Below are 22,279 nucleotides of genomic sequence, written 5' to 3' on the forward strand. Positions count from 1 at the left end.
AGTTGGCAATGCTCTTAGTACTATACTTTTCCTATGGCTGAAGTAGCAGTACAGGAAATGAAGTATGAAACCTGAATACGATAAGCTGACCACAATGGAAGTATTGATGTTAGCCAGCTCGATGAGTGTTTTAGCGGGTTCCCTGGTTACCCTTGGAATACTGATTCAATAGTCATCCGGCAAGTTGATAAATATCAGCGTTACTCCAATGGCTATGAGGATCCGGCTGGCGCTGGATAGTCCTCCCCAAGGGGTTTGCCATGCAAGAAACCACTCCCCTCCAATAACGAAAAAACCTCCAAACCATATACCAAATGCCAATACCAGCCCCAGACTGGATGTTTGTCTGGCTGATATAACACTTTCCCTGTTCGTGTGACGAAGAAATTGTAGAAATCCTTTCCAGCAGAGTGCTGATGAAAGGAGTTGGAGAATAATAATAAAAAGATAAGCCACATGGTGAAGCTGGGGTAATTGGATGGATCGCCAGTGATGGGAGGAGTCCTGAGGTAAAGAGTCCATTGTCATCACATGCTGGATATAACTCAGGTTTGTTGAGTAATCCGTAACATTATTGAAAAAAACCATGGTGATATAACTGGCTACCAGAGCCACCATGACTGTCTTGCACATATTCAGTGTATCCACTTATTACCTCATCCTCATTTCATAGGCAGTCGTTGATTACCATCTTTTCATTGGATCTTTCTTTGTCTCTTAACGAATAGAGCCCTAATTTTTTTGTGCAAATTAACGATTAATAAGAGATGGCAAAGTACCAATTTCCACCTTTTGGTAAAGCACAGAGGTTAGACCATGAGTTCAGAATCACCCAGTGAAAACGGTCGGCGAAAGAAGGGTGGTCTGGCACTTACACTTTTTCTCTGGTTTATTGTTTTATCCATTGGGCCTGTTGTTATTGTTGGATTGAATGAGTATAAGACGGGAAAAGAGGCAATCGTTAAAGATCGTTATGATCAACTTTCATCCGTCAACTTTCAGTTGACTCAACGCATTAATGAATACTTTGATACGGTATTAACCAATTTATTCATTATGGCATCATCTTCCGAAGCATTTATCGCGGAGTTGGTGTCGACCCCTGGCTTTAAAACACAGTCGGTATCTGAATTTATTAACTCCAGAGAGTACGGGGATATATATGAAAAGTACTCCATGGAGTATGTGGATTTTCTTCGATTCTATGATTACTCCGATGTGATTCTGGGCGATGCGGCAGGGAATATTCTTTACACTGTTAATGAATACAGCGATTTAGGAAAGAATCTATTTTCTTCAGAGCTGGAAAATACCCTTTTTTCTCAGGCTGTTAAAGACAGTCTTTATGATCAGCAGCCGAAGTACGCAGATCTTGCTGCCTATCCGCCGATAGGCAATGAGAAAGTCGTCTTTTTAGTATTGCCGCTTGCTGATTCCTTCCAGAAAGCTGTTGGCTTTATTGCGGTTCAAATTCACCCGAAGAATATTCAGGTTATGTTTGACAGTGGTGAGTCAAATGTAGCGGGGCTCTCCTCATTTTTGGTTGGTAAGGATCGTAAAATTCGCTTTGGTACCCAGTTTGAAAATCAAAAACAGCTGATATTTGAGGAGGATAACCCGCTTATTAATTTATGGTTAAGCCATCTCGAGGATGATGGGAGTTATAGAGAGGATGATGCTCATTTTGATGGATTTACTTCAGATAGTGGTCATGCTCATGAGCCAGCTGGAGAGCATGATCATGACTTGGAATTAATGTCAGGGGATTTTGACTCTTTAAGCCTGGATGAGGAGAACGTATTGAATCGGGCTGCAAAAGCCAGTTTAAGTCATATACGAAGTTATATTCATGGTGAAGAGGTTCTTGGAATCTATCTGCCAATTAATATTGCCGGAACACCGATGGCGATGCTTTCGGAAGTAACTCATCGACATGCTTTTGCATCCGTTCAGGATTTTCGGAAACGCCTTTTTGTTCTTATTGCAATCACATTTGCTTTGGTGGTTGTTATTGCTCTATTTGTTACGCGCCAACTGGTCAAGCCTATTCGGTTGATTACCCGATGGGTCAATCGTGTTGCAGCAGGTGATTATGAAGAAGGCAGTGTACTGAAAGGGAGTAATGAGATCAGCGAACTCAGTCGCAGTTTTGCCCAGATGACCGATAGGCTGCGAATCGTCAGTGATGAAAATATTCGAAAAAACTGGTTGCAGGAGGGCATGGCAGGGTTGCACAACAGTGTTCGTGGTGAGCAGAATATGGCTGAATTGTGCAATAACATCGCGATCTATATTGCCCGATATCTGGATATGCATTCCGGCGCAATGTTTGTGAAGGATGATAAAAATCACCTGCGGTTGATGGGAACCTATGCCTGGCGCAAGCGCAATCAGCACGCGAACAGTTTTGAAGTTGGTGAAGGACTGATTGGCCAGGCAGCACTTGAAAGAGAAGTGATAGAGATAACCAATGTACCTGATGGTTACATGGAAATTGCGTCCGGACTTGGCTCTGCCAAACCGGCTCATCTAATCATTGTTCCACTGTGCTATGAGAATGAATTAAAAGGAGTTTTTGAGTTTGCCCGGCTTGGCCCAATGACGGATGAACAAAGTTTGTTTCTTGATTACTCCGTTGAAAGTATCGCCATTGCGATTAACTCTGCTCAGTATCGAACTCGGGTAAATCAGCTCCTGGATACGACCACTCAGCAGTCAGAGGCTTTGAAAGAGCAAAAAGAAGAATTACGTTCAGTCAATGAAGAGCTGGAAAAACGAGCCGGTATTCTGGAAGAGTCTGAGGAAGAGCTTAAAGCACAAAGTGAAGAGTTGCAGAAATCCAATGCTGAATTGGAAGAACTCAGTGAACAGCTGATGACTCAGAAAGAGGAAATTGAGCGAAAAAATAAAGATATTGAGCTGTCCAGTAAAAAAGTGACGGAAAAGGCAGAGGAGCTTGCCCGGGCCAGTAAATATAAATCTGAGTTTCTTGCCAATATGTCTCATGAACTCCGCACACCATTGAATTCATTATTGCTCCTTTCACAGATGCTGGCAGAGAACGAAGAAGGCAACTTGACAGAAGATCAGGTGGAGTCTGCACAGGTTATCTACAACGGAGGTAAGGAGTTACTGTCGCTGATCAACGACATTCTTGATCTGTCCAAAGTTGAAGCAGGCAAAATGTCGGTAAATCTTGATGATACGCCCTTGAAGGAGATCAAAGGCAGCATTGAGACTATGTTTAACCCTCTGGCGGAAAATAGGAATCTGCAATTCCAGGTCAGTATAGAGAGAGGTGCAAGTAAGTCTGTTTTTACTGACAGCCAACGGCTAATGCAAATTGTTAAGAATTTTCTTTCTAATGCTTTCAAGTTTACCGAGGAAGGGAGTGTTCGGGTAAGAATGTTTAATGAAACCCGAGCTGGCCGTTTTTCAGAAGATATGTGGATTGGTTTTGCTGTTAAAGACAGTGGGATTGGGATTCCCAAAGAGAAGCAGGCATCCATTTTTGGATCATTCCAGCAGGCTGATGGATCTACCAGCCGAAAATATGGGGGAACCGGGCTTGGGCTGGCAATCTCCAGAGAGATGGCAGAACTTCTGGGGGGCTTTATTGAACTGAAAAGTAAGGAAGGTGAAGGGACGGTCTTTACTCTCTTTCTGCCCGCCAATCCAGTATGTTCTCTTAGTCCTGAGAAAGTGCTGGCAGAAAACTATGTCCCAGATGTGTTTGATCAGTCTTTTGGAGCCGATGAGCTAGAGGCTGTCTCTCAAGAGTCCCCAAAAAATGATGAGCCAGGGGCTGAGGTACCTGAGCCTGTTGTGATGGAAGCGTTTGATTACCAGGTGCTGGTTATTGAGGATGACCCCCACTTTGTTGCCATTCTTACTCAATTGGCGGGTAAGCATCACTTTGGTTGTTTGTATGCATCGACTGGAGAGCAGGGAGTTGCTCTGGCCCGGAAGTACCAGCCATCTGCGATCATTCTGGACTTAGGCTTGCCGGATATGGATGGTCAGGAGGTACTTAGGCATTTAAAAAGTGATGATGCAACCCGGCATATACCGGTACATATCGTTTCGGGACGGGATCCAGGATCAGTTTCCAGCCTGGGAGCTGTTGGCTACCTGATGAAGCCCGTGAGTGTCGCTGATATTGATAAAGCGTTTATGACACTTGAGAAGGCAATTAGTCAGGATATTCGCGATGTGCTGATTCTTGATCTGGATGAAGAGCAGAGATCTCAAGTAGGAAGTATGCTGGAGCAAAAAGGTCTTCATGTGGGATATGCCAGCTCTGTAGCGGGGGCCGAGAAAGAGCTTGATGACCACCAGTGGCACTGCCTGATTATGGATCTGGAGTTGGGTGATACAGGTGGGCTGGAGTTTCTGGAAAAAATGAAAGGCAAGCTGGGGCCAGATATGCCTTCAGTGGTGATTCACACCGCGCACCCTGTTGATAAGGCAGAGCACTCCCGGTTGCAGGAATTCACCAATGCCATGGTGATGAAGGGTGATAGAGCCTTTGAAAGAATCACTGATGAAGTCAGCCTGTTCTTGCATACCGTCAATAAGGATCAAATAGATGATACTCCGGATGAACCTGTGACCGGGTCTGAGAAGAGCCTGGATGGACACAAGATTCTGCTGGTTGATGATGATTTGAGAAATACATTTGCTCTTTCCAAAGCCCTTCAAGGCATGGGGCTGGAAGTTGTGCTCGCAGACAATGGCAAAAATGCGATCAGCAAGCTTGAGGAAGAAGAGGGCATAGAGCTGGTGTTAATGGATATTATGATGCCGATTATGGATGGTTACGAAGCCACATCCACTATTCGGCAAATGAATGAATTTAAAGAGCTTCCTGTAATAGCCCTGACTGCCAAGGCCATGGCTGGTGACAAGGCAAAATGTCTTGAGGCGGGAGCTAATGATTACATGACTAAACCTCTGGATATGGACAAGCTGACAGCAATGCTGAAGGTGTGGCTGCTTCGATGATTGAGACTTGCACTGTAGCTGATCTGGAACGACTGGAACTCGATTTACTGCTGGACGCTGTCAAGACGCGCTACGGCTATGACTTTCATGACTATGCCAAGGCATCAATGATTCGACGGGTAAAAAAATACATGGAGCAGGCTGGTATCAGTCATATCAGTGAGTTGATTCCACTGTTCCTGCACGATAATCGTGCATTTTATCGATTTGTGAAAAGCCTTTCTGTGGTTGTTACTGAAATGTTCAGGGATCCGGATGTTTTTAAAACCTTGAGGGAAGAGGTCATCCCTGTGCTCAAGACCTATCCGTTTATAAAGATATGGCATGCAGGGTGTGCTTCCGGTCAGGAAGTGTACTCTATGGCAATCATGTTGGAAGAGGAAGGCATATTGGATCGCTGCCAGATTTACGCGACCGACTTTAATGATGATGCATTGAAATTAGCGAAAAAGGGGATTTATCCTGCGGAAGATATTGAACTTTATGAGAATAATTACAGCCTTTCAGGTGGGAAGAACAAGCTCAGTGATTATTGGGTCAGCCTCTATGACTCAATCAAGGTCAATAGTCGTTTGTCGGAACGGGTGACGTTTGCGAATCACAACCTGGTGACGGATGGGGTTTTTGGCGAAATGCATCTGGTGATGTGCCGCAATGTACTTATTTATTTTAATGAACAGTTGCAGGACAGGGCTTTAACGCTCATTAACGACAGTTTATGCCCTAGGGGGTTTCTCTGTATCGGACGAAGAGAGAATCTGAAGTTCAGTCAGATCAGAAATCACCTTGAAGATGTCAGTAACAGGTTTCGAATATACAGGAAACTTAGCTCGTGAGTCTTTCTTCAGTTGATGGGAAGCCCAGAGCTGTTGTGCTGGGAGCATCAGCAGGGGGGATTAATGCTTTAGGGTATCTCTTCAGTGAGCTTGGTGAGGACTTCCGATTGCCCATACTGGTCACCAAGCATGTAGGATTAAATGATGATAGGGGCATGCTCCGTGTCCTTGCCCGGCAGAGCACATTGCCAGTCAAAGTGGCAAAAGATAAGCACCGAATACAGCCTGGAACGATTTATCTTGCCCCTGCTGGCTACCATATGCTGGTAGAGGAGCCGGATATTCTCAGCCTGAATCTTGAAGCTCCTGTTGCTCATTCTCGCCCATCTATTGATGTGTTATTTCAGTCAGCAGCCAGAATCTATGGAAAGGGTCTGGTTGCCGTTGTTTTAACTGGTGCTAATCGGGATGGTGCCGATGGTATTCGAGCAGTGAAAAGTTTTGGGGGAAGTACAGTAGTTCAATGTCCCAAGAGTGCTGAAATGGGGGTTATGCCCAAGGCATCACTGGATACAGGCTGTGTAGATCACCTGATGACGCTGGAGGAAATTCCAGCCTTTCTGGATCAGATTGGCTGCATCTGATTTCTCCAACTTACAGTGCATAGGCCAGTGAAACTTTGCTTTCAGAAGTGAGACAGGGAATGTCTGGTATGGAGATAAATAACAACGTCAAAATTCTGGTTGTGGATGATCGTCCGGAAAATCTGTTGGCTATGGATAAGTTACTAAAGCCGCTGGGGGCAGAAATCCATAAGGTAGATTCTGGAGAGAAGGCTCTGTCTGAAGTTCTGGCCCATCACTTTGCAGTGATTCTTCTCGACGTACAGATGCCTGGCATGGATGGTTTTGAGACGGCTACATTGCTTCACAGTAATAAGCAAACTGCCAATATCCCCATTATTTTTGTTACTGCGATTAATAAAGATCATAACTACGTAGCCAAAGGTTATCAGTCGGGCGCTGTTGATTATTTACCTAAGCCGATTGTTCCGGAAATACTTCTGGGTAAGGTGAAAGTATTTTTACAACTGGAGGAACAGCGGCTGGAGCTTGAACAGGTCACCAGGGAGCTTCGATGGATCAGCCGGAAAAACAAGCTGCTTCTGGACTGCGCAGGAGAGGGTATTGTAGGGGTAGATAAAGAGGGAAAAATTACCTTTATCAATCCGACGGCCTGTGAATTGTTAGGAGGTCTTGAAGACGCTTTTCTGGATCAGCATATCAGCCAGTTTCTTTTTGATACCGCTGCTGGTGAAACAGCTCAGGATCAATGGCAGAGGTCGGATATTTATCGTGAGTGTCTTGAAAAAGGCGGGACACTTAAGCGATCCACTGAATTAATAAACGTGAGCCAGGGAAGGTTTCCGGCAGAGTTCAATATTGCTGCCATCGTTAATACCAGGAACTCCGTTCAGGGAGCGGTGTTTGTCTTTCAGGATATAACTGAGCGCAAGCAGATGGAAGATCAGCTATTGAGAATGGCTAAGTATGATAGCCTGACAGGTCTGGCTAACCGAACGTTATTCAAAGAATTTCTTCAGTCCTCAATGGATCGAAGTGACCGCTACCATAATAATACAGCGGTAATGTTCCTGGATCTCGACCATTTTAAAGAGATCAATGATCAGCTTGGCCACGATGCAGGCGATCAGTTACTGTCCAGTGTTGCAAATCGTCTTGAGGGCTGTATCCGTAAGGTTGACTTAATTGCCAGACTCGGTGGTGATGAGTTTGCCGTGGTTCTGGATGATGTTAAGACCTCGGAAGATGCCATAACGGTTGCCAATAAAATTCTTGACGTACTTAAGGAACCCCATGAACTGGGAGATTCTTCCAGAAAAGTAGGAACCAGCATTGGAATTGCATTTTATCCTGAGAATGGAAGTGATGCTGATGGTTTGATCAAGGCGGCAGATGAAGCCATGTATGTAGCGAAGAATGAAGGTCGGAATGACTTTCGATGTTACTCCGACCTTAACCAATGAATTTAATAAAGCTAATTTACACTTCAAAGGGTGTATTAAGCTGCTTTTCTACAAAAACTTTCTTCAGTCTTGCAAAGCGGGGTAACCCATTGAGGTAGGCTGGGTACTCCTCTCCCTCTATCAATGGCTCAAGGTAATCCCGACAGGTTGACGTAATGTTGAAGCCTTCCTGATTAATAAAATCAAGGGGCATTTTCCGCTCAAAATTGGCTACCTTTTCCAGGGGAACTTCTTTGATTGCCCAGCGATAAGGCAGGTCAGACTCACGAATAATCGCTGGCATCACAGCATTATGACCGGTCACCGCAAGTTCTACCGCAGCTTTACCGACGGCGTATGCCTGTTCTACATCAACCCGAGATGCTATGTGTCGGGCAGAACGTTGCAGATAATCAGCTACGGCATAGTGGTATTTGTATCCCAGCTCCTGTTTAATCATATTGCATAGAGCAGGAGCCACTCCCCCGAGCTGCTGATGTCCAAAGGAGTCGATTACGGTTGTTGATGCCGAGATAAAACTGCCATCGTTATACTTTGCGCCCTCTGAAGCGACGATAACGCAATAACCCTGGTTATTAACGGTTTCGTTCACTTTTTTCAGGAACTTCTCCTTGTCCAGTGGCAGTTCCGGGAAGATGATAATATGTGGAGGATCTCCATCCTGTCGCGCAGCAAGGCCAGTAGCTGCCGCCAGCCAGCCAGCATGTCTTCCCATGACTTCCATGACAAACACCTTGGTTGATGTATCGCACATTGAAGCAATATCGTGGCTGGCCTCTTTGGTTGATACAGCAAGGTATTTTGCCGCAGAGCCAAAGCCCGGACAGTTATCAGTAACTGCCAGGTCGTTATCGATGGTTTTGGGCACTCCGATACAGGTAATCGGGTACCCCATTTTTTCGCTGAGCTGGGAAACTTTCCAGGCAGTATCCATGGAGTCATTTCCACCGTTGTAGAAAAAATAGCCGATGTTATGAGTCTGAAATACTTGAATTAACCGACGATATTCCGCTTCACTTTCTTCGAACGATTTCAGCTTGTAACGACAGGAACCAAAGGCGCCGCCGGGAGTCCTTAGTAATGCGCCAATTGTTTCATCGGACTCATATGAGGTGTCGATAAGCTCCTCACGCAAAGCTCCCAGGATGCCATTATGGCCTGCGTAGACTTTACTGATTTTATCCGGGTAACGACGAGCTGTTTCAATAACCGCACAGGCGCTGGCATTGATAACAGCGGTAACACCGCCAGACTGTGCGTAAAAAGCGTGCTTCAATGTCATCGGTTAAATTCCGGGTGTTGCTATGTGTTGTTTTGTGTTTTTGGCTGATTGCAGATGATACCCGATCGAGAGCTTATTGGTAGCGCTTTGTCGGGTTCGTTGTTATGTATCAATTTTATGAGCTGATGGCCTTTCGATGTCAACGTCCTTTTGCGCATAAGGCAAAAACAATGTCAAAATTCTGGTATCAGGGACTTCAGGGGCTGTTAAGTGCTGCCCACCCCCTAGGTCTGTGACATAAGGTTGCTGGTTAAGCTCGAACCAGAGCATTCGTGGCCTGGCACGAGCGCACAGGAATAATCTGATGTTCATAAGTACCAATGTTTTTCATGTTCTTGTCATAACGTCATAGGCTCACTGGTTTGAGCACGGGGCTATACGAGGCAATGAGCATGCAGCCTGATGTCAGCAGAGCCTGAATCTGGAGCACTTTTTTTGGAGAAAATGGGAATGCACATACACATTCTGGGTATTTGTGGAACTTTTATGGGAAGTCTGGCAATTCTTGCCAGAGAGCTTGGATTTAAGGTGTCAGGCTCTGATGAGAACGTATATCCTCCGATGAGTACACAACTGGAAGAACAGGGTATTTCATTATTTCAGGGGTACGGTGTTGAAGCGCTCAGCCCGTCACCGGATCTTGTGGTTATTGGTAATGCCATGAAACGGGGGATTCCTGCTGTAGAGCATGTGTTAGAGAAGGGGCTTCCCTACGTTTCAGGCCCTGAATTTTTTTCCAGGTACATAGCCCCTGATCGCTGGGTATTGGCCGCTTCCGGTACCCACGGTAAAACCAGTACGAGCAGTATGCTTGCCTGGATACTGGAGTATGCAGGCATGTCTCCGGGCTTTCTGATTGGGGGCATACCCAAGGATTTTGGGATTTCAGCAAGACTCGGTAACACCCCTTTTTTTGTTATTGAGGCGGATGAGTACGACACCGCTTTTTTTGATAAACGCTCAAAGTTTGTTCACTACCACCCACGAACATTGATCATCAATAATCTGGAATTTGACCATGCAGATATTTTTGATGATCTTGCCGCTATTCAGCGGCAGTTCCATCATTTGGTCAGGACAATTCCAGGCACTGGTCGAATTATCTATCCTGCTGATGCTCCCGAGATCGAAAATGTAATGGCTATGGGCTGCTGGTCTGAGCAGGAAGATCTGGGTGGCTGTCAAAGTCTCTGGCAAGCCGCACCAGTCAGTGGAGATGGCAGCCACTTTCAGGTTTTGCATAAAGGCATTGTTGCCGGAACCGTTAACTGGAAGCAGGAAGGTGACCATAATGTTGCCAATGCTCTGGCATCCATTGCAGCGGCTCATCATGTCGGGGTTTTACCAGATATAGCCTGTGAGGCGCTTTCTGTCTTTCAGGGAGTAAAGCGACGGATGGAAATGGTCGAGGAGATTGAAGGCATACGGATTTATGATGACTTTGCCCATCACCCAACGGCTATAGCAACCACTCTGGCCGGGCAGAGGGCCAAACTGGGTGAAAATGCAAATATTCGCGTGATCATTGAGCCCAGATCAAACACGATGAAAATGGGGGTGCATCAGGAGACATTAATTGCTTCTACCGCACTGGCTTCAGAAGTAATCTGGTTTAAACCGCAGGGACTTGACTGGCCATTGACAGAGTTAGTACAGGGTAGTCCTGTAAAGTCATCGGTTATGGGCTCGACGGAAGCTATTGTTCGCTATCTGGTTGATACCGCTTCAGCTGGTGACCATTTGCTGGTGATGAGTAATGGCGGATTTGAGGGAATTCATGGCCGTATCGCCAGTGGGTTGAAAGAAAAGCTTAAGGTAAAGGCCGAGGCTTGATTGCTCTGGGTTACAGCAAAATAAGGTTGGAAGTAGAGTTATGAGTCCATCAAATCCCGAAAGGGTAACATTAGCCATCACGGGTGCTTCCGGAGCCCAGTACGGGCTGCGGCTGCTTGAGTGCCTGGTTGCCGCGGAAAGGCAGGTTTTTGTTCTGGTTTCCAAGGCTGCAAAAGTGGTTCTGGCAACAGAAATGGATCTGGAGCTTGGTGATACACCGGATGTTGTCGAACAATACTTTACTGATCGATATCGAGCTGCTCCTAAACAGATTCGTGTGTTTGGTGAAGATGACTGGATGTCGCCTGTCGCTTCAGGCAGTGGTGCTCCCAGCTCAATGGTGATTTGTCCCTGCAGTACCGGAACCTTGTCAGCCATTGCCTGTGGTTTAAGTAATAATCTGACACAGCGGGCAGCAACGGTTGTCTTAAAGGAGCGGCGTAAATTGATCATAGTGCCCAGGGAAGCACCTTATTCTGAAATCCATTTGGAAAATATGTTGAAATTGAGCCGAATGGGGAGTGTTATTCTTCCAGCCTCTCCAGGTTTTTACAACCGACCTGAAACAGTGGGGGACATGGTTGATTTTATTGTTGCCCGGATACTGGATCAGCTGGGGATCCCCCAGGAGTTAATGCCGTCCTGGGGTGATCACTGTCTCTGAAGAGGCTGCTTGCTCAGCACCGGGGATAAACGGTTTCAGGTTGTAAAGCCACAATGCAAGGGCATCCAGGTAGATGGGCAGAGTTGTTGCCGGGTCTGCTGGACCCGCCGCCAGATCAATCGCAAAACCCGGTAGCTCCTGTCTTACCACTTCTTTCTGGTAAACCCCATGGGGCTGGTCTGAGATAATCAGAGCAGTTCCTGGTAGCGGGCCTGCTTTTACCCACTGCTTGAGGGTGTCGCGGGTATTGGGCCTTTGCCAGAGTCCGTTCCTCCAGGCCCTTGGCGTATCAATGAACTCTACTGGCAGGGCTCTCATTGCTTCTGGCATAGGCGCCAGTTGATGCAGCATTATTGCCGCCTCTGTTTCGGTAAAAGGAAAGGGATCCAGGTTCTTGTTGTCAGGTTTTCTTACTAGAATATCCAGGTAATCAACCCCTGGGGTGAGAGGGCGTTGGCCAACCAGGAAAATCAGGTGCTTGAATCGGACACCCTGGCTCCACCAGTAAGCCAGATAGTCCAGCCTTCGTTTCATGCCGGGGGCAGTGGCGCCCAGTAGCAGTGCATAATCATATTGCGTGCTTGATGGAGCTATAGGGGATATGAGCCCAAGCTTTTCTAGCAGATAAAATGCCCTGTGCCCTTTGTTTTGTGGAATGTCCAGCTTTGGTAATTCCCACCGTTCCTGCCCTGGTTTTCTGCGCCAGATCTGGCTGGTATCAATCATTGACTCCAGAGTATTGTCATGGGGGACGCGCAGCTCCGTTAGCAGTTCATCCAGCGTTAGAGAGAGCGCTTTATAGTTTTGACCTGGATCGACTGTATCGGCTTGGGAAAGCATGGAAAGATACATCAGTGTCCCTACCAGAAACCATTGGTAATTGAATTGACTATTCCTGCCGGGCATTGTTTTTGTCCCTGATTGCGCAGGGACAAGCATAGCTGCTTCTCTGAGTAACGGATTATTAATGCTGAGTTGACGCAGATGTAGCTGTCTGAGCCTGTTGCTGGAGAATAAGCTGACTCAGCTCAGGCTGTTCCCAGTTCTCTGGGTAATGCTTTGCCATCGCTTCCATCATGACGGTATATTCATCAGCAGGCTTTTGCAGCAGGTAGGTCAGGAAGGTAAAGATTCGATCAGACATTTCTTTATTGATCTGATTCACCTGTTGGTCATTTATCTGTCCTTTTTTCTGACACTCTTCAATGGTTGATTGACGAATGCAGTTAGCAGATATGATAAGTGCCAGTTTTTTGATGTTTTGCTCTTCCATGAGGGGCTCCATGCCTGTAGAGATAAAAAACGAGTACATATATAAAACTAGTTGCTGTGGGACGGGATTCAAGCTGGGAAAATAAAAACGGGGGAATAGACTCCCCCATGCTGGGTTAAACCATGATAGTTTGTGATGTATCGGGTTTATCTCGATCTTTATTACATTCAACGCAGAGATGAAAACCGCTAGCGATCAGATAACCTCCAAGAGTTCCCCACAGAGGCCCGATAGGCGTAAGAAGCCCTATGGCAAGCCCTACCGCGCTTCCTGTGCCAACTGCCAGAAGATAGTCTGGCAAAATGCTGCCAATGTGTCTGCTGACGTAATTTACAAGCTTCACTGCTCGCTCATAAAGGCCTTTGAAAAAGTTAGAAATGTTTTCCCATGCGGTACGCTCTTCTGAAGAGCTGGATGGCATATGGCTTTTGGTAAAAAAGTTTCTGACCTTCCTGCCAAAGCCAGAACTACTTTCCTGAGTATTGTTATTTAGATCTCTGATACCAGAGGTGGGGAGGCAGAAAGTGCTGCCTGTAGGTTGGGGTGGTGAGGTCATTTTGAGTACACTTAATTATTCCACTTTGGTACTTATGACCTATTTATGTAATTAAGGTTCCCATGGCGTTTTAAAAAGTGAATAAATTATGGTCTAACTGATTGAAAAACTAATTTTAATGGGGGGCTGTAAGATTCTTTAAATTCCTGGGGATACCCCAATTTGGACGGTCTTTATAAGCACCCGATAATTGAGTACCACTCGCTAACACTCTCGATTTCCTCTTCTGATAATAGTCTGGCGATATTACTCATAGGTTTATGAGTGGATCTTGAGCCATTTCGGTAGTATTGAAGCTGCTTAACCATATACTCTTTTTTCTGACAGGCCAGATTCGGGTTAAATGGCGTAGTACCGATACCTGTCGGGCCATGACATCCTGCACAGAGCTGCATTGCTTTTGCCTGTGCTGCTTCAAGGTGCTTGGGAGGCGACTGAATTTGTGTGGCAGACTGCTGTTCAGTGCATCCCGTCAGCAAAAAAAGAGCCGCTGGTACTATTTTTTTGATTTTTAAGGCTATTTTCATCAGTGCACCAACTTCACTGTAATTGAAGGGGTCTATTAATGAGGCAAAGTGGCTTATGTGACGGATCGCAGAACCCATAAGCCACTCAATGTTCGTTAATGCATGTTAGCAGTCATTCAGCTTTTTCAATCCAGGGCTTTACCTTCATCTGTTAGTCTGAGCCATGCGTGTGAATACCAGTAATAGTGCCTGCCGCTGTTGGATGGCGCTGTACAGTTGTAGCGAGTGCGCCCTACTGGCAATGGTTTATTCGCTTGTGTGCTGAGGCGGGTCATCCCCTCGTCTAACCAGGTAACCTTCAGCTCACCCTGTCCAGAGGCATAGCACCTAAGCTGCTTTTTCTGGTAGTCACCCTTTTCCAGAGTCAGTTCCAGTACGGGCTTAAGATTATCCTGAGTAATCAGTGATGAGTCGGGGCTTTGGCTGGTTACTGGTAGAGCCTTGCTTTTGACTTTAATGGCAAAGTCATTCACCCCATAAATACCGGCCATGGGAAAACGGGGCAGGCGGGTGAAGTCAGAATATTCACCGGCAGCTCCGGACTGCTGACCAAAGCCAACATAACCCATTTCGTCCAGTGTAGCTCGGAGCTCTGGGGTGGTTTCGCCAAAAGTCCAGGCAAACATTTTAACACTGTGACCGGTTTTTTCCTGGATCCTGGCTTCTGTCAATTCCAGGTCCAGCCTGAACCGTGAGAGCCACTGTGCTTTGGTTTCTCCAGGAAGCTTTTCTACGCTGTGGACGTGGCTCATGGTGTGATTTGCCAGGGTGGCACCAGCTGCCGTCATTTCCCGTAGTTGCTCCCAGCTGAGAAACTTCTGATAGTTTTTATCCACAGGTGTTGGAGTCACAAAAATAGTAAATGGAAAGCCATGTTCCCTGAGGATTGGAAAAGCATTGGTATAAATGCTCAGATATGCATCGTCAAAAGTGATGGTGACCGTTCTTTCCGGTAACGCCTTTTTATTGCGGAGCGCCTCAATCACATCAACTAAGGGCATTACATTGAAATTATTCTCAGCAAGATAGTTGATATGTTTCTTGAATGTTTCAGGAGTGACGCTGGTTATTCTCGGGGTTTCATCACTGACATGGTGATATTGCAGTATGACTGCAGAGCTGGCTGCCTGACTAGAGACCGAGATTATAGAGAGTATTGCGAATATGTAAGGTATGAATTGCCTTAATTTACCGACAACAGGCTTAAACAGAAAAGAAAAGCTCACAGTATTTCCTTATGATGGTTTGCCATCTAGCTGGCTTCGTTCCATCTGCTGCATCAAGGGGGTGCTGGCAGTAGTCTGAATATTCAGCTTCAGGTTAATAGGGTTTTCCTGGAATTTTAACCTTCAGGGAGGGAGATTTACTATCGTACTAACTACCATTTCCAGCTATTCAGATACCTAGGGGCATTACCTGTTGAATGTTGAACATTCTCTGGACAAAAAAAACCACCGGTCAGCAAGGGCAGGGGCTGATCGGTGGTCAAAGTTTCAATAGCGAACAATTAAAAGTTTATAAATGGTTAGCTGGTTCTGCCTTTAGACCTTGGTCTGAGTTCTGATTGGCCTGACAAGACCCTCCTGGGTCGTAGACGCCACCAGCTCTCCAGCCTGATTAAATACCTGGCCTCTTACCAGTGCTCTGGCGCCACTGGCAGTAGTACTTTCAACGCAGTGAAGTAACCACTCATCCATTCTGAATGAGCGGTGGAACCACATGGCGTGGTCCAAGCTGGCTATTTGAATGGGTTTCTGGAAAGTGGCAGCCCCATGGGGGTACAGGCAGGTGGATAAGAACTGAAAATCTGAGGCATAGGCCAGAAGGTATTTGTGGAGCCCTGGGTTGTCAGGTAGTTTTCCGTTGGCTCTTATCCATATTTTATGATTTGGAGCTCTGGTTTTTTCTGCCAGTGGATCAACAGGGTCTGCAAAGCGGATCTCGATGGGAGTATCGCTGAGCAGTCGTTGCTGGAGAGGCTTGGGGATTAAGTCACTGTGCCTTTGAATCAGGGCTTTTTCGCTCAGAGCTTCATCCGGAGATATTACGTTTGGCATTGAGTCCTGATGCTCAAAACCACTTTCGTTTAAATGAAAGGAAGCAGACAGATTGAAAATGGGTCGACCATTTTGAATGGCTACTACCCGGCGGGTATTGAAGCTTCTGCCATCACGAATACAGTCAACCGTGTAAACAATCGGCTTGCTGCTATCGCCTTCGCGAAGAAAATAGCTATGGAAGGAATGAACATGACGTTCAGGATCTACTGTCTGTCTGGCCGCAGACAGCGCCTGTCCTAATACCTGTCCACCAAATACCCGCCCCCAACCAAGATCCTGGCTCTGGCCCCGGAATATATTGTTTTCAATGGGCTCCAGTTTCAGTAGGTTAACGAGCTCTTCCAGTACATCACTCATCCTGTAACTCCCTGATTGCATGCCGTTTATGAGATTGGCTGCAGATTGTGTTGGTGCTTTGGGTAATAGGATAACAACAGGCTCGCATTTACCCTATAAAAATGGCGTTGTTAAAACTCAGAGGCTTGCTTTGCAAACCTGACTGTACCAATACGAAGGATTAACCAATTGCCCATTGTCGTCAATTTCAGGGTAATCCAGATTACGCTCATCACAGTAACGGGTTAACTCAGGATAACCCCAGCGAAACAGGGTTTTTCGATATACTTCTTCATTTAGCCGGCGGCTGTTATACAAGCCTTTTTCTGCCCGCTGACGTTGAGCTTCTACCAGGATAATGGCTGCAGCAACTGAAACGTTGAATGACGCCACCTGGCCCACCATGGGGATGATGATATGTTCATCTGCCAGCTTAGCTGCCTCCGGACTGATGCCATCTTTTTCGGCCCCAAGAATGATGGCGCAGGGTTGAGTGAAGTCTACCTGATAAAATGGAATGCTTTGGGAGGAAAAGTGAGCGGCAAACAGTTTGAACCCCCTTTTTTTCAGATGGGATACGCTATCATCAATGGTGCCATGGTCATGTATTTCAACCCAGCGGTGGCTGCCCATAGATCGCCTTCGGTATTGCCTGTAGCCCCTCTTAGGTTGGGTCATATGCAATTCGTGTATACCAACGGCATCACAGGTTCTGATAATGGCGGATAAATTGTGGGTTTTATGAACCTGGTCGGTTAAAACCGTAAGGTCGGGCTGTCTTCGATTAAGAACCTCGCAAAACTTCTGGTAACGTTCCGGTGTCATGATTATTTCCGGTAATCTATTAGAATGAAACCTCAGTCTAACCCTGGTGACATATCAGTCCAAATCGATAGAAAGGTATGTCCCACGAAGGTTCCGGTAAGTGATGGATAACGCTTATTTTGATGCCATTCATGTATGGCTGCAGCAGAATACTGGCTGGATTGGTCCTGCTATAGCAATGGTTGCCTGTCTGGAATCACTGGTTGCTGTGGGCATTGTTCTGCCAGGCGTTGCCATGCTGTTTGCATTAGCGGCTATTGCCGGGGCGTCTTCCATTTCTATCTATCCAATCCTATTGTGGGCTTTTCTGGGAGCTATTGTTGGGGATGGAATCAGTTACCTGCTTGGATATTATTACCACGAGCGAGTCAGATGCTGGTGGCCTTTTAATCGTCATCCACAGTGGTTGGATGGTGGCGAGGATTTCTTCAGGAAGTATGGCATTTTAAGTGTTGTGATAGGACGCTTTGTTGGACCTGTTCGCCCCATCATACCTGCAGTAGCGGGTATGATGGGGATGGCTCCCACGTACTTTTTTACCGTTAATTTTCTCTCCGCCCTTGCCTGGTCTCCTGTTTACCTGCTTCCAGGTTACCTGACGGGAGCTGCACTTCAGTGGCATGATAAAGTACCCGATCAATTGATGGTTATGCTGCTAGCCATCATATGTATTGCTATTCTGTTTCCTCCATTGCTGATCAGTGTTCATCGCCACTTCAAACCCCGGCTTATCTATTATCTGGTACTTGTATCAGGGCTTCTTGCTGCACTTGTTTTTTCTAACGGGGCTGGCTTGCTGGAAAGCGTCAATCAATATGCCTATGAATGGCTGACAGCGGTTCAATTACCCTGGTTGCAAAAGGTTATGTACTGGGTGACTCAGATGGGCAGCATCCCTGTTTTGATTACCTTTTCCGCAGGGGGCTTCTTCTGGCTTTACCGTTCTAATCGGCTTATAGCCCTGCTCTGTTTGCTCTGTGGTGGAGTATCAATGGCTTGCTCTGTCTGGCTTATCAAATGGCTGGCAGACAATGAAAGGCCTCAAGTAGTGACAGGGCTGGACCCGTATGCATTCCCTTCTGGTCATACAACAGCTACTGCATATGTACTGTTTTCTTTTGCTGTCCTGTTGGGAGCAAGTCGTTCATTTAAGATCCAGTGGCTATGGGCAAGTGTGGCTTTGGGGCTGGTTATGATTGAAGCTTTTTCCCGACTCGTTTTGCAGGTTCACTGGTTTGGCGATGTAGTGACGGGAATGTGCCTTGGTTTATTCTGGGCGCTGGTTGCTCTTAAGATGAAAAGCTGGGCTGAAAAGCGGAGTCAGTGCCCGGAGTAAACATATTTTTCCCGTTTGATTTGTCGGGGGGACAGCCCTCGATCTCTGAGAATTGTCACGCAATCATCAATCATGCAGGGGTTTCCACAGAGGTAAACCACATCTTCCTCAGGGTTCAGGTTGAGGGCATCAAACTGGTCTTGCACATGGCCAGCATACTCATATTCAGCAGTGTTTAAGCGGGACTCGCGGCTTAAACAGGTGCGGTGCTTTATGTTTGACAGTTGCGCAAAATCGTCAGAGTAAATGCTTTCCTCTCGATATCTGAATCCCATCAAAACAGTGACAGGTGTTCCCTTATCTGTCAGAGCTTTCAGTTGTGGAATCATGCTGCGATATGGCGCAATCCCCGTGCCTGTTCCTGCCAGAATGAGCTGCCCTGGAAATGTTTCAGGAAGTGTCAGAGCCCCAAATGGGCCTGCGATATTGAGTTCGGTTCCGGGGGCTGCTTTCTTGAACAGCTCAGAAGCAACGCCCCCATTGACCAGACTGAGAGCAACTTCAAGCTGTCTGGTTGCCTTAAAGTCGTCTGGTGTGTTGGCAATGCTGTAACTTCGTTTATAGATTTTTCCATCAATTTCAAATTGTAGCTGCACAAATTGTCCGGCAATAAAAGTGAAACATTCTCTTTCGTCCTGTACCAACTCAAAACTTAGCTGCAGTGTATTGGAACTGATCTGTTCAGTATTAACTAGTTTTGCGGATAAAAGAGAACCGGGCATTAATGGCTATCCTCATGAAGTTATTTCAGGCGTACTGCTTCCATAATAGCTTTTGATCATCCGTGAGAGGCTTCCTCTCCAGGTTTTATTATGAACACCAAATGTACTTAAAATTTTTCGGCAGGAGAGGGTTGCATTGGCTGGTGCCTGAATACCATTTCGATCATTAAGCTTATCCATCCGCAATTTTCGGATTTTCAGGTCCTGATATTGTGATGCCTCAGAAATGACGGCTTCGGCAAAACGGTTTTCAGAGATAGACTCTGCTCCGGCATAATGATAGGTACCCCAGGGTTCAGCACCACAGCCCAGTTGCTGGATAATCGCTACAATGACTCTTGCCGCATCTTCGCTGGGTGTAGGGCACCCCTGTTGATCGGATACGACAGCAACCTCCTGCTCTCTGCTGATCTGGTCGAGAAGGTACTTCAAAAGGTTGGTGCGTCGGTAGCTAATGACCCAGGAGAGACGAAGAATAATATGCTTTGGGCAACGCTCACTGATTTGCTGTTCTGCCTGCCATCGGCTGGTTGCCAGAACTCCGGAAGGGTTAGGTATATCTTTCTCGGTATAAGCTTCCTTTTTGGTGCCATCAAAAACCCGGTACGTTGAAATATATACCAGAATTGCATTCTGCCGGTTGCAGCAGTCAGCCAATGTAGCCATAGCATCCCGGTTGATACGAAAGCATTTTGATGGCTCGTTTTCTGCCTTAACCGGATCGTTATAACCTGCACAGTTGACCACGATGTCTGGCTGGTATTTTTTCAGGCACGAATCAATGGACTCAGGATTTTCGAGATTTAATTCATCCCTTCCCGGAGCGATACACCTGATCTGCTTTTCAAGGAATAAATGTTGCACTTCCTGGCCGATCAGTCCGGTACCGCCAACCAATAGTATTTTCATAAGCATTCGGCCGTTATGAGTCAATGATCAAGGGTAAATAAATACCCTTGGATCAATACGCGAAATAGTTCTATTGAAACATGAATGAGGCTGCTCAGGAAAAGAATTCTCAGCGTCGAAGACATTAGCCAGAGTGACTGATGGCAGTAAGGCCTCTAATAAAAGCCGAAGTTATAGTAAGATAAGCCACTTATTTCCGTCTATTTTTACATTGGCTGTATATTTATCTCCTGCAGTCATAGGTTCTGTTGGCATAAGTTTGCAGGCTCAGCTCAAACTTATGCCAACAGAGCCTAAGTAACTTTTTTCGATAATTGCCATGAACGGTAAGTGCAAGCGTGCTGTTTTCCTGGGGGCGTTGTATAGGTTAACAGGGCATGAAATCTGGGATCAAAGGGGTTCCGGCATGACGCTTTCACGCAAAGGCATTTGAATGAACCTTCTGACATCAGGGTCTGCTGACGATGTATTTGGCTGAAGCTCCTGTAGAGCAACATGAAGAAGAAGAGCGTATTCTTCTTGTGGATGACAATCCGACGAATTTGCAGGTATTGCTGCAAACCCTCAGTGGCCGTGGCTATAAGCTTCTCATTGCCAAGAATGGTGAGAGTGCACTGAGAATTGCCGGTAAGGCAAAGCCTGCTTTGGTATTGCTGGATATTATGATGCCTGGTATGGACGGTTATGAGGTTTGTCACCGGCTAAAGGAAAGCCCTGAAACTCGGAATATCACGGTGATTTTTCTGTCGGCTCTGGACGATACCAAAGACAAGGTCAGGGGACTTGAAACCGGTGCTGTGGACTTTATCTCCAAACCTTTTCAGGCTGAAGAGGTGATAGCTCGTGTTCAGACCCAATTGAAAATTCATAAGCTTGAGCAGGCACTTTCAGCGAGAAATCGTCAGCTGGAGGCTGATAAGGCCCGCATTCTGGAAAGCATGAATGAGGGGATATTTGGGCTTGATCGATTGGGACTGATTACCTTTGCCAATCCTGCAGCGTCTGCCATGACAGGCTGGTCTATAGAGCAGCTGACTGGTCAGAACCTGATTCAGTTGATGAAAGGAGATAGAAATACCCCGTCGAATCTATCAGGCCCGCTGGCACCTATTGAGGTATCCCTGATCAAAGGTGTCAGTAAAACTGTTGAGAATGCCACTTTTCTGCACAGTGACGGCTCTCCGTTTCCGGTGGATTTTTCCTGTACCCCTATTATGGAAAACAGCTCCCCAAGTGGTGCAGTGGTTGTTTTCAGAGATATTTCCGAGAAAAAAAGGCAGCAGGAAGCTCTGCAGAAGGCTCTGGATGAATTGGAAAGCCAGAAAGAGCAGCTGACGCATGTGTCCCGTTTGAGCACTATGGGTGAGATGGCAGCTGGCTTTGCACACGAGGTAAACCAGCCGCTGACAGCGATTTCCAATTACGCCCAGGTGGCCAGAAGAATGTTGGCTCGGCTGGAACTGGAAGATGATCTTGGTCTTACTGAGGCCATGGAAAAAGTAAATACCCAGGCCAGGCGGGCCGGTGAAATCATTGCGCGTATTCGTTCTTTTGTGAAGAAACCGGACCATGTTCTGGGCAGTGTCGATCCAAACCGTTTGATTCAGGATACTTACAAGCTTGCAGAAGTCGACGCTCGTAACAACCATATGGAAATTCATCTGGAGCAGGAAGAGGGACTTCCTAATGTCAAGGTTGACCCTGTGCAGATCCAGCAGGTGGCATTGAACCTGATTCGAAATGGCATGGAAGCGATGAGAGATATGGATACTCGAAATATCGGAGTCTATGTTCGTACAGAAAAACTGGATGATAACTTTGTTAAAGTGTCGGTAATTGACCGCGGCCATGGTCTGGCTGATGATGCCGAAGAAAAACTGTTTACTCCGTTTTATACGACCAAGGCTGATGGTATGGGTATTGGGCTGACGGTATGTCACTCCATTATACAGTCCCATGGTGGTCGGCTGACATTTCAGCGCCACCCTGAAGGTGGGACGATATTTGAATTTACCATGCCGATTGCAGACTGATAATATGGCTGCTTAAAAGCCCTTTATTGCAGAGAATAAACGATAGTGGTGATGAAGATTGCCGGGAGAAAAGACGTTGGCTGATCAAGTGACGGA

18 protein-coding genes are annotated in these 22,279 nt (G+C 46.4%); 8 read left to right on the forward strand and 10 right to left on the reverse strand.

Annotated elements, in window-relative coordinates:
• Window positions 1–165: 165 nt before the first annotated feature.
• Complete coding sequence (locus tag AK963_RS00960) at window positions 166–648, reverse strand: DUF2165 family protein (RefSeq protein ID WP_083232375.1); 483 nt, start codon at window positions 646–648, stop codon at window positions 166–168.
• 168 nt (window positions 649–816) lie between these two features.
• Here AK963_RS00960 and AK963_RS00965 point away from each other — a divergent pair, with 168 nt between their 5' ends.
• The 4 genes from AK963_RS00965 (at window position 817) to AK963_RS00980 (ending at window position 7,827) form a co-directional block, all read left to right on the forward strand.
• Window positions 817–5,004 (forward strand): response regulator, encoded by a 4,188-nt coding sequence (locus AK963_RS00965; protein ID WP_066013295.1) that lies wholly within the window; start codon window positions 817–819, stop codon window positions 5,002–5,004.
• Window positions 5,001–5,840, forward strand: coding sequence for a CheR family methyltransferase (locus tag AK963_RS00970; RefSeq protein WP_066013297.1), 840 nt, complete (start codon window positions 5,001–5,003; stop codon window positions 5,838–5,840). Before AK963_RS00965 ends, AK963_RS00970 begins: the two co-directional genes overlap by 4 nt.
• On the forward strand, window positions 5,837–6,424 hold the full coding sequence (locus tag AK963_RS00975) for a chemotaxis protein CheB (protein WP_066013298.1): 588 nt from the start codon (window positions 5,837–5,839) through the stop codon (window positions 6,422–6,424). Before AK963_RS00970 ends, AK963_RS00975 begins: the two co-directional genes overlap by 4 nt.
• Before the next feature lie 68 nt (window positions 6,425–6,492).
• A complete protein-coding gene (locus AK963_RS00980; protein ID WP_193790996.1) occupies window positions 6,493–7,827 on the forward strand; it encodes a two-component system response regulator in 1,335 nt (444 codons plus the stop codon).
• 16 nt (window positions 7,828–7,843) lie between these two features.
• Here the strand turns inward: AK963_RS00980 and AK963_RS00985 are convergent, their stop codons facing one another.
• Window positions 7,844–9,109: a 6-phosphofructokinase gene (locus tag AK963_RS00985; protein ID WP_066013300.1), complete on the reverse strand. Its 1,266-nt coding sequence runs from the start codon at window positions 9,107–9,109 to the stop codon at window positions 7,844–7,846.
• A gap of 450 nt (window positions 9,110–9,559) precedes the next feature.
• On the opposite strand from AK963_RS00985, the gene mpl reads away from it, so the two are divergent.
• Together mpl and AK963_RS00995 are read left to right on the forward strand one after the other, a co-directional pair.
• Window positions 9,560–10,942 carry a UDP-N-acetylmuramate:L-alanyl-gamma-D-glutamyl-meso-diaminopimelate ligase gene (mpl, locus tag AK963_RS00990; RefSeq protein ID WP_066013374.1) on the forward strand — a complete coding sequence of 461 codons (1,383 nt, stop codon included), beginning with the start codon at window positions 9,560–9,562 and terminating at the stop codon, window positions 10,940–10,942.
• Between the two features lie 40 nt (window positions 10,943–10,982).
• Window positions 10,983–11,606: a flavin prenyltransferase UbiX gene (locus tag AK963_RS00995; protein ID WP_066013302.1), complete on the forward strand. Its 624-nt coding sequence runs from the start codon at window positions 10,983–10,985 to the stop codon at window positions 11,604–11,606.
• Here the strand turns inward: AK963_RS00995 and AK963_RS01000 are convergent.
• The 6 genes from AK963_RS01000 to trmH all read right to left on the reverse strand — a co-directional run bounded on the left by AK963_RS01000 (window position 11,574) and on the right by trmH (window position 17,183).
• A complete protein-coding gene (locus AK963_RS01000; protein WP_066013304.1) occupies window positions 11,574–12,512 on the reverse strand; it encodes a hypothetical protein in 939 nt (312 codons plus the stop codon). The two genes, AK963_RS00995 and AK963_RS01000, sit on opposite strands and share 33 nt — an antisense overlap.
• Before the next feature lie 58 nt (window positions 12,513–12,570).
• Window positions 12,571–12,879, reverse strand: a complete 309-nt coding sequence (locus tag AK963_RS01005; RefSeq protein ID WP_066013306.1) for a hypothetical protein — start codon at window positions 12,877–12,879, stop codon at window positions 12,571–12,573.
• Window positions 12,880–13,608: 729 nt separating this feature from the next.
• Window positions 13,609–14,040 carry a c-type cytochrome gene (locus AK963_RS01015; protein ID WP_066013309.1) on the reverse strand — a complete coding sequence of 144 codons (432 nt, stop codon included), beginning with the start codon at window positions 14,038–14,040 and terminating at the stop codon, window positions 13,609–13,611.
• A 47-nt stretch (window positions 14,041–14,087) separates the two neighbouring features.
• Entirely contained in the window at window positions 14,088–15,188 is a 1,101-nt protein-coding gene (locus tag AK963_RS01020) for a polysaccharide deacetylase family protein (protein WP_083232376.1), read from the reverse strand.
• Window positions 15,189–15,503: 315 nt separating this feature from the next.
• Window positions 15,504–16,379 carry an acyl-CoA thioesterase II gene (tesB, locus tag AK963_RS01025; RefSeq protein WP_066013311.1) on the reverse strand — a complete coding sequence of 292 codons (876 nt, stop codon included), beginning with the start codon at window positions 16,377–16,379 and terminating at the stop codon, window positions 15,504–15,506.
• A gap of 117 nt (window positions 16,380–16,496) precedes the next feature.
• The gene (trmH, locus tag AK963_RS01030) at window positions 16,497–17,183 is read right to left on the reverse strand and encodes a tRNA (guanosine(18)-2'-O)-methyltransferase TrmH (protein WP_066013312.1); all 687 of its coding nucleotides are present in this window, start codon (window positions 17,181–17,183) and stop codon (window positions 16,497–16,499) included.
• 103 nt (window positions 17,184–17,286) lie between these two features.
• Here trmH and AK963_RS01035 point away from each other — a divergent pair, with 103 nt between their 5' ends.
• Window positions 17,287–18,519, forward strand: coding sequence for a bifunctional DedA family/phosphatase PAP2 family protein (locus AK963_RS01035; protein ID WP_066013314.1), 1,233 nt, complete (start codon window positions 17,287–17,289; stop codon window positions 18,517–18,519).
• On the opposite strand, the gene AK963_RS01040 is transcribed toward AK963_RS01035, so the two are convergent.
• The gene (locus AK963_RS01040; protein ID WP_066013315.1) at window positions 18,504–19,241 is read right to left on the reverse strand and encodes an FAD-binding oxidoreductase; all 738 of its coding nucleotides are present in this window, start codon (window positions 19,239–19,241) and stop codon (window positions 18,504–18,506) included. The genes AK963_RS01035 and AK963_RS01040 overlap by 16 nt on opposite strands.
• Before the next feature lie 12 nt (window positions 19,242–19,253).
• Window positions 19,254–20,150 (reverse strand): SDR family oxidoreductase, encoded by an 897-nt coding sequence (locus AK963_RS01045; RefSeq protein ID WP_175404402.1) that lies wholly within the window; start codon window positions 20,148–20,150, stop codon window positions 19,254–19,256.
• A 464-nt stretch (window positions 20,151–20,614) separates the two neighbouring features.
• Here AK963_RS01045 and AK963_RS01050 point away from each other — a divergent pair, with 464 nt between their 5' ends.
• Entirely contained in the window at window positions 20,615–22,183 is a 1,569-nt protein-coding gene (locus tag AK963_RS01050; RefSeq protein WP_066013321.1) for an ATP-binding response regulator, read from the forward strand.
• Window positions 22,184–22,279: the final 96 nt, after the last annotated feature.

This window comes from Endozoicomonas atrinae, assembly GCF_001647025.1.
Lineage (GTDB): Bacteria > Pseudomonadota > Gammaproteobacteria > Pseudomonadales > Endozoicomonadaceae > Endozoicomonas > Endozoicomonas atrinae.